Consider the following 14,828-nt stretch of genomic DNA (forward strand, 5'->3'; position numbering starts at 1 on the left):
TAGGGGGCAAGCCATGAACTTCACCCATGATGTAATCGTAATCGGCGGCGGCGCCGCTGGGCTTACTGCGGCGGGCGGCTGCGCGCTGTTCGATCTCAAAGTGGCGCTGATCGAGGCGCGCGAAATGGGCGGCGAATGCCTCAATGATGGCTGCGTGCCGTCGAAGGCGCTGATCGCTGCCGCCAAGCGTGCACAAGAGGCGCGCACGCCGCTGCGTCATGGCGTCATGCTCACCAAACCACGGGTCGACTGGCGCGGGGTCCATGCGCATATCCATGACGCCATCGCCGCTATCGCCCCGCATGATTCGCAAAGCCGCTTCGAGGAGATGGGCTGCGAGGTCTTCCGCGACTGGGCGAAAATTACGGGCAAGCACACGGTCAAGGTCGGCAAGCGCACGCTGTCCGCGCCGCGGATCGTGATCGCCACCGGCTCGCGCCCCGCGCTGCCGCCGATCAAGGGGCTGGGCGATGTGCCCTATCTCACCAACGAAACGCTGTTCGACCTGACCGAGCGCCCCGAGCATCTGGTGGTGGTCGGCGGCGGCGCGATCGGGATGGAGATGGCGCAGGCCTTCCGCCGGCTGGGCAGCGCTGTGACGCTGGTCGAGCCCGGGGCGCTGCTGGCGCGCGACGATCCCGATCACGTGGCAATCGTCCGCCAGGCGATGGAGGGCGAAGGCGTGCGCTTCATTGAGGGCAAGGCGAGCCGGGTCGAGGCGCGCGGCGACGGTGTTCGCCTCCATGTCGCCCTGAATGGCGCCACTGGCGCGAATAGCGAGACCATCGAGGGCTCGCATCTGCTGATCGCCACCGGGCGCGAGGCCAATGCGAAGGGTTTCGGGCTCGAGGAAATCGGGGTCGAGATCGGCGCCGGGGGAATCGTGGTCGACCGGCGGCGGCGTACCTCGCTCAAACACATCTACGCCATCGGCGATTGCCGCGACGGGCCGCGGCTGACGCATGTTTCGGGTTATGAAGGCTCGAATGTCGCGCTGGAAATCACGCTCGGCCTGCCGACCAAGGTGAACTGGTCCGCGCTGCCGTGGTGCACCTACACCGACCCCGAAGTGGCGCAGGTCGGCATGACCGAGAAGGATGCGCGTGCGAAGCATGGCGACGGCGTGAGCGTGGTGGTCGAGCGTTTCGACGACAACGAACGCGCGATTGCCGATGGCGACACAATTGGCCAGCTCAAGCTGGTGCTCAAGGGCAAGACAGTTCTGGGCGCGAGCATCGTCGGCAAGAATGCGGGCGAGATGCTGCTGCCCTTCAGCCAGTCGATCACCGGCAAGAGCAGCACCTTCGCGCTCGGCTCGGCGGTGATCGCCTATCCCACCCGCAGCGAGATATCCAAGGCGGCAAGCTTCGCTGCCTGGGAGCCCACGGTGTTCGGCGAATGGCCGAAGAAGTGGGCGGGCACGCTGGCGAAGCTGCGGCGGCGGATGGCGTGAGCCGCTCGGCGTCGCGCACCGCGCCTGCGGGACCCTCGCCCTTCCGGGTCGAGGCCGACACGCTGCCGGTAGCGAAATTCGCCGATCCGAACTGGACCGCAGCGGGCGAGCCGCGCGCGAGCGTGCCGTTGGTCCGGTTGGAAACGGTTTGGCTCAACACCGGTACGTTGTGCAATCTGGCCTGTGCGAGCTGCTATATCGAGAGCAGCCCGACCAATGATGCGCTGGTCTATCTGACCCATGCGGCGGCGGTACCGTTCCTCGATGAGGCGGAATCGCTGGCGACGCGCGAGATCGGCTTCACCGGGGGCGAGCCGTTCATGAACCCCGATTTCCTGCCGCTGCTCGAAGACACGCTGGAACGCGGCTTTGCGGCGCTGGTGCTGTCCAATGCGATGAAGCCGATGCGGCGGCACGAGGCGGCCTTGCTCGCCCTGCGCGAGGAATATGCCGAGAAGCTGGTCCTGCGGATCAGTCTCGACCATCACACCCAGGCGGTGCACGAGGGCGAGCGCGGCCCGCGCAGCTGGGCGCCCGCCATGCAGGGCTTACGCTGGCTCTCGGACCACGGCTTTGCGCTCGCGGTCGCGGGCCGCATGGTGCCGGGCGAGGACGAGCGCGCGGCGCGCGAACATTACGCCGCGCTGTTTGCGCGCGAGGGCATCGCGGTCGATGCTCATGACCCTGCGCGACTGGTGCTGTTTCCCGAAATGGATGCGGCCAAGGATATCGCCGAGATCACCACCGGGTGCTGGTCGATCCTGGGCAAGTCGCCTGCCGACGTGATGTGCGCCACCAGCCGCATGGTGGTCCACCGCAAGGGCGAGCCGCGCCCACGGGTCGCCGCCTGCACGCTGATCCCCTACCACCACGATTTCGATCTCGGCGACACTCTCGCCGAGGCGGCGGGCGAGGTCGCGCTCAACCACCCGCATTGCGCGCGGTTCTGTGTGCTCGGCGGGGCGAGTTGTTCGGCCTGATCGGGAGCGGCGGCGGATAGCTTTGCGGTCTCGCCCGTTGGGAGGGCAGGAAAGCAAGGGGCCACTGCATGTTCTTCGACAATACGACACTCGATATCGCCACACGCGTGGTGGTGCTCAGCGCCGTTTCCATGATCTGGGTCATCGCGGTGATCCGGATGATCGGGCTGCGGACGCTGTCGAAGATGACCAATTTCGATTTCGTCGTCACGATCGCTTCGGGTTCGCTGCTCGCAGGCGCGGTGCAGGCGACGGCATGGACCGGCTTTGCGCAGGCGTTGCTGGCAATGGCGGCGCTGTTCGTCATCCAGTTTCTGCTCGCCAAGCTGAGGCGCAATTCGGATCGCTTCGAGGATGCGATCCAGAACGGCCCGATCTTCCTGATGTACGATGGCGAATTCATCGAAGAGGCGCTCGAAGTGTCGCGGGTCGCGAAAAGCGATCTGTTGGCCAAGCTGCGCGAGGCCAATGCTCTCGAAATGGGCAATGTCCGTGCGGTGGTGCTCGAGACCACCGGCGATGTTTCGGTGCTGCATGGCGACCGGCTCGACGACCGCGTCGTCGCGGGCATCGAGCGGCCGTAGCGCCTGCTAGGCTGCAGCGGTGCGATCGAGCCGCTTGGCCAGCGCCACCCCGCCGACGATCAGGAACGGCACCAGCACGATGCTGAGCACGACCTTGGCGATCACCTGGCCGATCATCAGATTGGTGATGTCGAACTCGCCATAGAAAGCGAGCGTTACGAAAATGACCGAATCGATTGCCTGACTGAGCGCGCTGGCGATCGCGCCGCGCGCCATCAGCCCCAGCGTGTTGCCTTCGCCCTCGCCGCGCAGCCGCGAGAAGATCCAGACGTTCAGCAGCAGCGAGACGATATAGGCGGCCGGCCCGGCCATCATGATCCGCGGGGTCTGCGACAACACCGTTTCGAAAGCCGCCAGATCCGTGCCGCGAAACTCGACCATCTCGGGGGAGGCGGGGAGCGAGAGCACGACCCAGATCAGTGTCGCCGAGACCGCCAGCGGCAGGAAACCCCACCACACCAGCCGGCTGGCGAGCTTCTCGCCATAGAGCTGGGCGATGGTGCTCGAGATCACCACCAGCAGCAGGAAGGCGAAGATTCCCGATTCCACCGCCAGCTCGGTCGGCCACAGTTGCACCTGTTTGAACGCCAACACCCCGGCCAGCACCGTCATCCCGCCGTAGAACAGCAGATAGACGAACAATCCGCGCGGCATGGCCGCTGCGGCGGCGCGGCTCGTATCAGCAGGTTGCGTCATCTGTTCGGGTCCCGTTCGCGGAATCGGTGAAAGATCGGTCGGTTAAAGCAGGGTCGAAATTGACTAATGGGGCCATGCGCGCAAGACAGCGCGCGATTTCATCCGCAGTTGCCCTTACCGGAAGGCTCCGCATGCCGCCCATCGTCGCCAGTCTTATCGGTATCGTGGTGATCCTCGCGATCGCCTTCCTGCTTTCGGTCGGCAAGCGCCGGATCCGGCTGCGGGTGGTGGGTGCCGCCTTCGCATTGCAGGCGCTGATGGCGTTCCTGGTGCTGGCCACCAGCGGCGGGCGCGCGGTGATCCAGGGGATGTCCAACGGCGTCGCGGCGCTGCTGTCCTATGCCGATCAGGGCACGCAATTCCTGTTCGGGCCCAACGAGACCAACCCGCTGGCCAACACCTTCGCGCTCGGGGCGCTGCCGGTGATCATCTTTTTCGCGGCGCTGGTTTCGATTCTCTACCATCTCGGCGTGATGCAGAAGGTGGTGCGCTGGGTCGGCGGTGCGATCGGCTGGGTCACGGGGATCTCCAAGGTCGAATCGCTCGGCGCCGCGGCCAATATCTTCGTCGGCCAGTCGGAAAGCCCGCTGGTGGTGCGCCCCTATCTGGCCGCGCTGTCGCCGGCGCGGCTGTTCACGCTGATGACCGTGGGCATGGCGGGCGTCGCGGGCACCATCCTCGCCGCCTACGCCGGGCTGCTGGGCAGCGAATACCTCCCCTTTCTGCTCGCCGCGGCCTTCATGTCGGCACCCGGCGGCATCCTGATGGCCAAGATCATCATGCCCGATGACGACGAGGCTTCGCCCGAGGCGGAAGGCCGGCTCGACCTGCCCGAAAACCGCATCAGCTCCGACGGGCCCGCCGCGCTGGTCGAGGGCGGCAAGCCGCACGAGGTCGAGATCGCCGAGACCTTCGAGGAGGGCCAGAAGCCCGCCAACATCATCGAGGCGGCGGCGCAGGGCGCGCAGACCGGGGTCAAGCTCGCGGTCGCGGTCGGCGCGATGGTGCTCGCATTCGTCGCGCTGGTGGCGCTGGCCAACGGCCTGCTTGGCTGGGCCGGTGGGCTGTTCGGCTATCCCGAACTGTCGTTCCAGATGGCGCTGGGCACGCTGTTCGCCCCGGTGATGTTCCTGATCGGCGTTCCGTGGGAGGATGCCGGGATCGCGGGCGGATTGTTCGGCACCAAGATCGTGCTCAACGAATTCGTCGCCTTTATCGAACTGGGCGCGCTGGGGGCGGGCGCATTGTCCGAGCGCAGCCTTGCCATCGTCACCTTTGCGCTGTGCGGTTTTGCCAATTTCAGCTCCATCGCGATCCAGATGGCGGTCACCGGAGGGCTTGCGCCCAACCAGCGCCCCGTTATTGCCTGGCTCGGCCTGCGTGCGCTGGCCGCCGGTTCGCTCGCCAATCTGATGAGCGCGGCGCTGGCGGGGCTGTTCCTGCCGTATTGATAGGGTTTTCTCCATGTCCGACATCGCCAGCGTTTCGATCGCCCGCCCGCTGGGGGAAGTGGCTCAGGAATTGGGGCAAAGCTTCGAGGAATACGGCTTTGCGGTGATCCGCGACCACGGCATTCCTCAGCAGCTGATCGATCGCGCGGAAGAAATGTCCAAGGCGTTCTTCGCGCTGCCCGACGAAGCCAAGCGCGCCTATCACATTCCCGGTGGCGGCGGCGCGCGCGGCTACACGCCGTTTGGTACCGAGAAGGCCAAGGGAGCCAGCGTCCAGGATCTCAAGGAGTTCTGGCATGTCGGCCGCGAGCTGCCCGAGGGGCATGCGCTTTCCGAATTCATGGCGCCCAATATCTGGCCCGGCGAAGTCGAGGGCTTCCGCGAAACCTTCAGCGCGCTCTTTGCCGCTTTCGAGGATGCCGGCGCGCGCGTGCTCGAGGCGATCGCACTTCATCTCGGCCTGCCGCGCGGATTCTTCGCGCCCACCGTGGCCGACGGCAATTCGGTTATGCGGCTGCTGCGCTACCCGCCGCTCGAGGGCGAAGGTGCCGAGGGGGCGATTCGCGCCGCGGCGCATGGCGATATCAACACCATCACCCTGCTGCTGGGCGCCGAGGAAGCCGGGCTCGAATTGCTCACCACCGATGGCGAGTGGCTGGCGATCGATCCGCCCGAGGGCGCGCTGGTGGTCAATATCGGCGACATGCTCGACCGGCTGACCAACGGGAGACTGCGCTCGACCACCCACCGCGTGGTCAATCCGACCGGTGAGGCCGCCTATCGCGCGCGCTATTCGATGCCGTTCTTCCTGCATTTCCGCCCCGATTACACGATCGAGACGCTGCCCTCCTGCATCGATCCCGCCGCGCCGGACGATCATCCCGAACCGATCTCGAGCCATGATTTCCTGATGCAGCGGCTGCGCGAGATCAATCTCGCCTGACGGGATTCGGGCGCGATCCGTGTGCCTCTGCCGCAACAGGATCGAAAGTTCCCGCGGTGTGCCCTGCAAGCCACACGTATAAGCGCCTCAAAAAAAGACATAATTCGCGGCCTTTCGCTCTTGCAGCATAAAGCGCCAGGGCGTGTCTTTATCATGTCACATAAGAGTCGCTTGGGAGCGGCGAGCCCGCTAACGGCGGGAAGCGCGATTCGTTCCCAGTCCCATTCTCGAGTAGAAGGTCCATCTCGATGAAGATCAAATATCTCCTGGCGGCTTCCATGGTCAGCCTCTCCGCAGGCTTCATGAGCTCTGCGGCACACGCCCAGTCCACCGGCTCGGTCGATTTCGATGAGAGCAACGTTATCATCGTTTCCGGCGCGCGCGACACCGCTGTCGGCGGCGTCGAAATCCCCGACTCGCCCAAGGCCAAGGTGCAGATCGGCTCCGAGCTGATCGGACGCCAGACCCCCGGCCAGACCATCAACGACACGTTGAACCTGGTCCCCGGTGTCAGCTTCACCAACAACGATCCCTTCGGTTCGCTGGGCGGCAATTTCACCATTCGCGGGTTCTCGTCCGACCGCATCTCGCAGACGTTCGATGGTGTCCCGCTGAACGACTCGGGCAATTATGCGCTCTACACGAACCAGATGCTCGACCCGGAGATCATCGAATTCGCGACCGTTACCTTGGGTTCGACCGATGTCGACAGCCCGACCGCAGCCGCTGCCGGTGGTACGATCAACATCCGGTCCAAGACCCCGGACAATGAATTCGGCGTCCTGACGACCTCGACCTATGGCAACATTATCGCGCGCGGGAACCCCGGCGACCGCATGATGTACCGCTTCTTCGCGAAAGTGGAGACGGGCGAACTGACTTCTGGTGGTCTCAAGGCATTTGTCTCTGCGTCGACGACCGAAAACGATTCAGTGTTTTCGAACTATGGCGGCGTCAAGAAGCAGCAGTACAACGCGAAGATATTCCAGCCCATCGGTTCGAACGGCGACTTCATCTCGATCGCCGGCCACTACAACGAGAACCGCAACAATTTCAACGGTTCGCCCTTCCGTTACACTGGCGAGCCCGGTCCGATCCAGGAGCCGGAAGATCGGTTCTACAATCTGACCGACGGTACGCCCTGCACCACGGTGCGCGGTCAGGCTGGCGTCCAGGACAGCTACAACAGCTGCGGTACTCCGTTCGAACGGCGCTACAATCCCTCGAACACCGGCAATATCCGCGGCAACTCGCTCTTTTCGCTGACCGACAAGCTGACGCTGACGATCGATCCGAGCTACCAGTACGTCAAGGCCAATGGCGGCGGCACCTCGGTCGGCTTCGAAGGTCTTTCGCCCGCTGGCCTCACCGGTGTGTTCTTCGGTGCCGATAACCGCAACACGGCACGTGGTCCCGGCAGCCGCACTACCTACTATTATTTCGGCGGTACCGATCTGAACGGCGACGGCGATACGCTGGACTTCGCGACGATCCTGTCGCCCAGCCAGACACAGACCAATCGGTATGGCGTGATCGCCAACCTGATCTACGACATCAATCCCGATCATCGCGTCCGCCTCGCCTATACTCTCGATCACGCTCGTCACCGTCAGACGGGCCAGGCCGGGCTGCTGGCAACCAATGCGGAACCGTTCGACGTCTTCCCGATCAATGATCCGCTCCTCGACGGTCAGGGCATTGCCCCGCAAAAGCGCGACCGCAAATCCCTCGCGATCCTCAACCAGATTTCGGGTGAATATCGTGGCGAATTCGGCGACCTGGTCGCGACGGTCGGTGTTCGTGCGCCGTTCTTCAAGCGCGAGCTCAACCAGAATTGCGTAACCACCGATCCGTCTGGCAACGTCAACTGCGTCAACGGCGATGCCCAGCTTGCCGCTTACCTGGCAGCGAACCCCGGCCTCGTGGCTCCGACCTCGGCGACCTACAAGTACGACAAGCTCCTGCCGAACGTGGGCCTGACGTACAACTTCACCTCCGACGCCAGCGTCTTCGCCAGCTACGCCAAGAATCTTTCGGTACCCGGCACCGATGCCCTTTACGGTTCGCTGTTCGTCGGCGTTGCTCCGGTGCCCGAAACCTCGGAATCCTTCGATCTCGGCGTCCGCTATCAGACCGGTAACATCCAGGCGCAGGTTACGGGCTGGTTCAACCGTTACCAGAACCGTCTGGCCACGGCGTATGATCCGATCCTCGACCGCTCGGTTACCCGCAATCTGGGTCAGGTCGACAAGTATGGCGTCGACGGCAGCATTGCCTGGCAGCCCGCGGATCCGTTCCTGCTCTATGTCTTCGGTTCCTACCTGAAGTCGGAGATCAAGGACGACGTCCAGACCGGCGCGACCACCTTCGCCCCAACTGCCGGCAAGCGTGAATCGGGCTCGCCCAAGTTCACCCTCGGGGCCCGCGCGCAAGCCGGTTTCGGACCGGTCGAGCTGGGTGCGCAGATCAAGCGGACCGGTTCGCGGTTCCTCAACGACATCAACACGGTCGAACTGCCCGGTTACACGGTAGCCGATCTCGATGCTCGCCTCGCACTGGGCTATTTCAACCCGGACTTCGACAAGGCCTATTTCCAGGTGAACGTGACCAACATCCTCGACGAGGTGTACATCGGTTCCGCTCCCACCGGGCTCACGACCACTGGCGAATTCGTCAACATCGGCTCGCCCCGTGCATTCACGGCGTCGCTGATCTGGGGTTTCTAGGCACTCCGGACTTCGGTCCGATCGCACACCTGGGGGGCGGTCCTTTTCGAAGGGCCGCCCCCTTTGTGTTGCGGGACCCGGTAAGACGGAGCGAGCCCGTCGGAACGCAGCCGCTCGCTGCGCCGTTGATCGCTCATGGATAAACCGCCAACCGGCTATGCGAGCGCGAGGAAGCGCCCGAACCCCTGGGTGATCGTCGCGGTCGCGTTGCTCCATGCCGCGCTGTTCTACGGCCTCATCCGTGCGCTTGCGCCCGGGGCTGTGCAGACCGTCGAGAATTCGGTGGTCGCCGCCTTCTCGGTCACCGTCACCGCGCCGAAAGAACCGCTCCCGCCACCCCCTCCCGAAGTCGAGCCCGAGCCCGACGAGGGCGAACAGGGCGCTCCGGGGCGCGAGGCGGTTCCGGCACCGGTGACCGCGCCGACCCCTGCGGTCCGCTTGCGCGAAGATCGCCCGGTGCCACGCGCGACCTCCACCGGAACCGCGCCCACCTCGGGCGCGCAACAGGCGGGCGAGGGCACGGGTGCGGCGGGCAGCGGTCAGGGGACCGGCAGCGGCCGCGGCGGGCAAGGGCGCGGCGGGATCGTCGCAACCCAGCCGGTCAAGATCGCCGGCGACATCAATGCCGCGAGCGATTTCCCGATCCCGCCCGGCGGGCGGCAGGCGCGGCTCGGCAATTCGGTGACCGTGGCGATGACCGTGGGGGTCGATGGCCGCGCGCGCAATTGCCGCGTGCTGCGCCCCAGTCCCGATCCGCAAGCCGATGCCATCGTCTGCCGGCTCGCGGTCGAGCGCTTCGTGTTCCGTCCGGCCGTCGATACCCAAGGCAATCCGGTGCCCGCCGACTATGGCTGGCGACAGGACTGGTTCGCGCGTTAAAGCGGGCTATATCTTGCGGTGCTAGGCTCTGGCGCTTGTCGAAGGAAAGACGCTAGAGCCGAGCCATGACAGCAATCCATCCAGTCATCCTGTGCGGGGGCAGCGGCACGCGGCTGTGGCCGCGCAGCCGCCCGGCGCGGCCCAAGCCCTTTCTCGACCTGCTGGGCGGGCGCACGCTGTTCCAGCGCAGCCTCGACCGGGTGGGCGATCTTGCGCGCTTCGCGCCGCCGTTGATCGTTGCGGGCGCGGCCCATGTCGACGCGATCGAAGAGCAGGCCACGATGGATGGAGGCGCGCGGTTGCTGGTAGAGCCCGCAGCGCGCAACACCGCCCCCGCCATCGCGCTCGCCGCGCACAGCCTTGCCCCCGAGGACATCATGCTGGTGTGCCCCAGCGACCACCACATCGCCAACGAGGCGGCTTTCCTCGTGGGTGTCGAGCGCGCGGCGCGGCTGGCGCGCGAGGACTGGCTGGTCGCCTTCGGCATTGCGCCGACCGAGCCCGCGACCGGCTATGGCTATATCCGGATCGGCGAGGCACTCGACGACGGGCACCGCGTTGCCCGCTTTGTCGAGAAGCCGGACCTGGCCACGGCGCAAGCTTTCCTCGCGAGCGGCGACCATGTCTGGAACGGCGGCATCTTCTGCATGCGCGCGGGGGCCTATCTCGAGGAACTCGCGCGGCATCGGCCCGCGATGGCGGCCAGCGTCGGCGAGGCCATGGCAGACGGTGAAAATGCGGGCTGGCAATGGCGTCCGAAAGCCGCACCCTTTGCCGCGATCGCTGGCGAATCGATCGATTACGCGGTGATGGAGAACACCGACCGCGCCGCGGTGGTTTCGGCGAATATGGGTTGGTCCGATATCGGCAGTTGGGATGCGGTGCTGGCGGCGCGGACCCGCGATGCAGAGGGCAATTCCACCACCGGGCGCGCCGAGCTCGTCGATTGCCGCAATGTGCTGGTTGAAAGCGACGGTCCGCGGGTTTCCGCGATCGGGCTCGAGGATGTGGTGATCGTGGTCGATGGCGACGAGGTGCTGGTGACCACCCGCGCCGGGGCGCAGGCGGTCGGCAAATTACCCGGAGCGACCGGCAAATGAGCCGCGACGGGGACATGGCGGGGCCGCGGCTCGCGACCCGCAGCGTGGCAAAGGTCTGGGGCCGCAGGCAGCTGCCCGCACCATTCGCGCGTACCGAGAGCGATCCCGTTGGCGAAATCTGGTTTGAACCCGGCGCGGCAATGCCAGACATTCTGGTCAAATACCTGTTCACCAGCGCCAAGCTTTCGGTGCAGGTCCATCCGCGCGCGGGCGAGGCGGGTGCGGGGGTGCCGGGCAAGGACGAATGCTGGCTGGTAGTCGCGGCCGAGCCCGGCGCACGGCTTGCGATCGGCTTCGACCGGCCTGTGTCGCGCGACGCAATGCGCGCGGCGGCGCTCGATGGCTCGATCGAGGGTTTGCTGACCTGGCACGAGGCCAGGCCGGGCGATTTCTTCTACCTGCCCGCGGGCACGGTCCATGCGATCGGCGCCGGGATATCGCTGATCGAGGTGCAGCAGAACACCGACATCACCTACCGCCTGTACGATTACGGTCGCCCGCGCGACTTGCATCTCGACCGGGCGCTCGCGGTGGCATCGGGCGAACCCTATCGCCGCGAGCTGCATCGCCGCGTCGATCCGGATGCGAATGCCTGCCTGGTCGATGGCCCCCATTTCCGTCTCGACCAGCTTGTCGGCGAACCCGGGACGGGCTTGCGCGCCGCGTATCGCGGCGTCTGCCAGATCCTCCCCATTGCGGGTGAGGTCATGGTCGATGGTGCGGTCATTGCGCCCGGCGAAAGCGCAGTTGCGCTCGCGCTCGGAGGGGTAGATTTCAGCGCCAGCCAGCGCTGCCTGGTGGTCGGAGCGGTCTAGCCCTGGGCTTCGAACTCGGTCAGGATCTGCGCCAGTTCCTCGCGGCCATAGGGTTTGACCAGCAATCCCGAGGCGCCCATCTCCTCGCGCTTGTCGGCCATTTCGCCGTATCCGGTCGCCAGCCAGAAGGGGATCCCCATCTCCTTGAGCCGCTCGGCCACCGCCTCGCTCGATTCGGTCCCGAGATTGTAATCAAGCAACGCCAGATCGAAGCTGGTCCTGTCGAGGGCCTCCAGCGCCGCGCCGACCGAGCTCTGGACCATGACCGTCTCGACCCCGAGCTCGCGCAGGCTTTCCTCGGTATCGAGCGCGATGATCATGCTGTCCTCGACCAGCAGCATCGAGCCGATCGCCGCCGCAAGCGTATCGGCCCCCTGATCGAGCCGCTTGGTACTTTTGGCCTGGCCCCGGGAGCGTTCCTCGCCCACTTCGGTGCAGGTTACGAAGCGCCCGGGGACCCAGAACTCAGCCTCGACCCCGCCGAGCCGGTAATCGAGCCGGGCGCGGCCATTGAGTTCGAAGGGGATGGACTTCTCGATGATCGTGCTGCCGAAGCCGCGTCGCTCGGGTGGTTTCACCGGCGGCCCGCCGCGCTCCTTCCAGCACAGCGTCATCCCGCTGTCGTCGCAATCCACCTCGATGGCGAGCGTGCCCGAACGGTCGCAAAGCGAGCCGTATTTGGCCGAATTCGTCATCATCTCGTGGATCACCAGCGCCAGCACGGTGTAGGCCTCGGGCGCGACGAGGGCATCGTCGCCGCTGATCCGGACGCGGTCCATCTTGCCGCTGACATAGGCCTCCGCCTCGGTCTCGATCAGCTCGCGCAGCGACGCGGGCGACCAGTTCTGGCGGGTGATATTGTCATGCGCCGTGGCCAGCGCGTTGATCCGCCCGCCGACCAGCCCGGCGAACTCGTCGATCGACACCGCATCGTGGCGCGACTGGTTGATCAGCCCGCGGATGAGGTTGAGGATGTTGCGCACCCGGTGGTTGAGTTCGGCGATCAGCAGTTCCTGCTGCTGCTGCGCCTTGGCGCGCTCGGCGGCGACCTCGTCGGTCAGCCGCAGGATGACCTCGATCAGCGTGACCCGCAGGTTCTCCGCCAGCCGCAATTCGCCCTCGGTCCAGGCGGTGCTGCGACCGCGCACGGTCTGCTTCCAGCTGGCGAAGCTGCGCCGCGGCGAGAGTCGGTCGCCATCGGGCCCGGTCTCGACCGGCTTCTCGGCGTTGCCCGCCCAGTGGACGGTCTGGTTCAATTCCTTGCGCCACAGCACGACATAGTCGCGTGGGCTGCGCGAGACCGGGATGATCAACGCTCCCACCGCGCGGTCGGCGAAGGCCTGCGCCTTGTCGAAGCGCTCCGTCAGCCGCTGGCTGGCGACCACGGTGCTCGAGGCGGCGGCGTTGAGCTGCGGCCGGAGCGCGTGGAACTCGTCCTCGGTCGGGGCCGATCCGATCGCCTGGTAGACGCCTTCGATATAGGCGCTGATGCCGTTGTGCGGGAGCGAGCGCTGGATGATCGGGCGCAGGGTCGGCAGCGCATCGAGCAGCGATTGCCCGCCCACCACCGCGCGCATCAGCCGGTCGTGCAATTCGCGCCCCAGCACCACCAGTTCGGTCTGGTGGCGCCCCAGCGAACGCTCGACCGCCAGCGAGAACAGCTCGGAAAACAGCTCGGCGCCGGTGCGCAGGGTGTAGGGCAGCACTCGCCGGGAATAGTGATGGCAGGCGAACAGGCCCCACAATTTGCCCCCGACCACGATCGAGATCGACAGCGAGGCATCGACCCCCATGTTGGTCAGATATTCGATATGGACCGGCGAGACCGAGCGCAGCGTGCTCATCGACAGGTCGATCGGTGCGCCATCGTCGCCGACACCCGGCTCGATCGGGACCGATTTGGAATGGACATCGCTGATGATGCGGAAGCGGTTGCGGATGTAGAGTTCGCGCGCTTGCTGGGGGATGTCGGTGCGCGGGTAGTTGAGCCCGAGGAAGCTTTCGGTCCCTTCGGCGAGCGATTCGGCGACCACCTCGCCGCTTTCGTCCGAGCGGAAGCGGTAGACCATCACCCGATCGAATTCGAGCAGCCCGCGCAGCTGCTCGGCGGCAATCTGGCACAGCGCAGCGACATCCGCAGCCTTCTCGAGCTCGCGCATCACCGGCTGGACGAGCCGCAGCTGGCGGTCGATATGATCATCTTCATGCGGCTCGATCTCGATGATCGTCAGACCGCCGCTGGCGTGCAGCGCGCAGTCGAAGCACTGTTCGTTGCCCACCAGATCGATGTTGAAGATGCGCTCGACATCGTCGCTGCCGTCCAGCAGCGAAGCCGCCTTCGACAGCAGCGCGATCGCCTCGGTCGAAAACAGCGTGCCGACCGGGTCTCCGGGTTCGGGCGGCGCGTCGAGCGCGAGCATCTCGGCGAAATTGGCCGAACGGTGCGCCACCATCCAGTCGCCCGTCAGCGCCAGCAGCGCACCGAAATCCTGGATCATCCCCAGCCGGTGGATCGGCTCGCGATCGCAATTGGTCAGATCGACGGGTTGCGGGGGAATGGTCATGGTGCGGCGTTCCGGGTCTGATCGGGCAGGGCGGCGATGAATGCCGTGAAGACGGCTTGCGCTCCGGCCACGGCGCTGCGGGCGAGCTCGTCGGCGACGGGGCGCTCGATGCGCGCGCGAAACCGGGTGAAGAACTGGGTCATGGCGGTGTCCGAGAGAAAATGCTCCGGCCCGGCGGCGCCGATTTTCCGGCGATGACGCAGCATGGTGCGGTTGCCCAGCGATGAGCCCGCCAGCGCCCAGACCAGCCCGACGGGGTCGGCGCCTGCGGGGAGCGTGAATTCGTCGGTCGGGGGCAGGGCGATCCCCAGCTCGCCCAGATCGCGTGCGATCAGAGCGGCTTGCGCCGGCGGAGCTTCATCGGCGGGCATGGCGTGCGAAATCCAGCACTCGATCGGTTCGCGCGAGCGATACTGGGTGAGCAGGAACAGCGCATAACCTTGCGCCGAGACGACCGGCAGATCGCCCATCGCCGCATCGAGCCGGTCATGCGATGCGCTGGTTTCGCGCTTCAATATCCGGCGCAATGTGTCGTCGCCGGAGCGGCTGGATTTTCGATGCAGCAAGTTTGGCAAGCTTTCTACGCAGATCAGAAGCCCGAAAGGCGGTGTTGCCAGGGTGCTCCCGACCGGCTCGC

General features: G+C 65.8%; 12 protein-coding genes. 9 read left to right on the top strand and 3 right to left on the bottom strand.

Translation table 11 applies throughout. The features are described 5' to 3' along the window. The first annotated feature begins 13 nt into the window (after window positions 1-13). From A9995_RS06560 to A9995_RS06570, 3 genes are all read left to right on the top strand, one after another. Entirely contained in the window at window positions 14-1,453 is a 1,440-nt protein-coding gene (locus A9995_RS06560) for an NAD(P)/FAD-dependent oxidoreductase (protein WP_067610596.1), read from the top strand. Next, complete coding sequence (locus tag A9995_RS06565) at window positions 1,399-2,433, top strand: radical SAM protein (protein ID WP_082992532.1); 1,035 nt, start codon at window positions 1,399-1,401, stop codon at window positions 2,431-2,433. Before A9995_RS06560 ends, A9995_RS06565 begins: the two co-directional genes overlap by 55 nt. A gap of 68 nt (window positions 2,434-2,501) precedes the next feature. Further along, window positions 2,502-3,017, top strand: a complete 516-nt coding sequence (locus A9995_RS06570; RefSeq protein ID WP_067610598.1) for a DUF421 domain-containing protein — start codon at window positions 2,502-2,504, stop codon at window positions 3,015-3,017. A 6-nt stretch (window positions 3,018-3,023) separates the two neighbouring features. Here A9995_RS06570 and A9995_RS06575 read toward each other — a convergent pair whose 3' ends face one another. Beyond that, on the bottom strand, window positions 3,024-3,713 hold the full coding sequence (locus A9995_RS06575; RefSeq protein ID WP_067610600.1) for a queuosine precursor transporter: 690 nt from the start codon (window positions 3,711-3,713) through the stop codon (window positions 3,024-3,026). A 131-nt stretch (window positions 3,714-3,844) separates the two neighbouring features. Here A9995_RS06575 and A9995_RS06580 point away from each other — a divergent pair, with 131 nt between their 5' ends. From A9995_RS06580 to A9995_RS06605, 6 genes are all read left to right on the top strand, one after another. After that, window positions 3,845-5,164 (top strand): NupC/NupG family nucleoside CNT transporter, encoded by a 1,320-nt coding sequence (locus A9995_RS06580; RefSeq protein WP_067610602.1) that lies wholly within the window; start codon window positions 3,845-3,847, stop codon window positions 5,162-5,164. Between the two features lie 13 nt (window positions 5,165-5,177). Next, window positions 5,178-6,107, top strand: a complete 930-nt coding sequence (locus tag A9995_RS06585) for an isopenicillin N synthase family oxygenase (protein ID WP_067610604.1) — start codon at window positions 5,178-5,180, stop codon at window positions 6,105-6,107. A gap of 248 nt (window positions 6,108-6,355) precedes the next feature. Next, a complete protein-coding gene (locus A9995_RS06590; protein ID WP_067610607.1) occupies window positions 6,356-8,833 on the top strand; it encodes a TonB-dependent receptor in 2,478 nt (825 codons plus the stop codon). A 135-nt stretch (window positions 8,834-8,968) separates the two neighbouring features. Next, window positions 8,969-9,712 carry an energy transducer TonB gene (locus A9995_RS06595; RefSeq protein WP_067610609.1) on the top strand — a complete coding sequence of 248 codons (744 nt, stop codon included), beginning with the start codon at window positions 8,969-8,971 and terminating at the stop codon, window positions 9,710-9,712. Between the two features lie 65 nt (window positions 9,713-9,777). After that, a complete protein-coding gene (locus tag A9995_RS06600; protein WP_067610611.1) occupies window positions 9,778-10,812 on the top strand; it encodes a mannose-1-phosphate guanylyltransferase in 1,035 nt (344 codons plus the stop codon). Beyond that, complete coding sequence (locus A9995_RS06605; protein ID WP_233998116.1) at window positions 10,809-11,627, top strand: class I mannose-6-phosphate isomerase; 819 nt, start codon at window positions 10,809-10,811, stop codon at window positions 11,625-11,627. The genes A9995_RS06600 and A9995_RS06605 overlap by 4 nt, the downstream gene beginning before the upstream one ends. Here A9995_RS06605 and A9995_RS06610 read toward each other — a convergent pair. After that, a complete protein-coding gene (locus A9995_RS06610; RefSeq protein ID WP_067610613.1) occupies window positions 11,624-14,191 on the bottom strand; it encodes an HWE histidine kinase domain-containing protein in 2,568 nt (855 codons plus the stop codon). The two genes, A9995_RS06605 and A9995_RS06610, sit on opposite strands and share 4 nt — an antisense overlap. Continuing rightward, window positions 14,188-14,757, bottom strand: coding sequence for a biliverdin-producing heme oxygenase (locus A9995_RS06615; RefSeq protein WP_168157343.1), 570 nt, complete (start codon window positions 14,755-14,757; stop codon window positions 14,188-14,190). Before A9995_RS06615 ends, A9995_RS06610 begins: the two co-directional genes overlap by 4 nt. Window positions 14,758-14,828: the final 71 nt, after the last annotated feature.

Source organism: Erythrobacter sp. QSSC1-22B (genome assembly GCF_001678665.1).
GTDB lineage: Bacteria > Pseudomonadota > Alphaproteobacteria > Sphingomonadales > Sphingomonadaceae > Qipengyuania.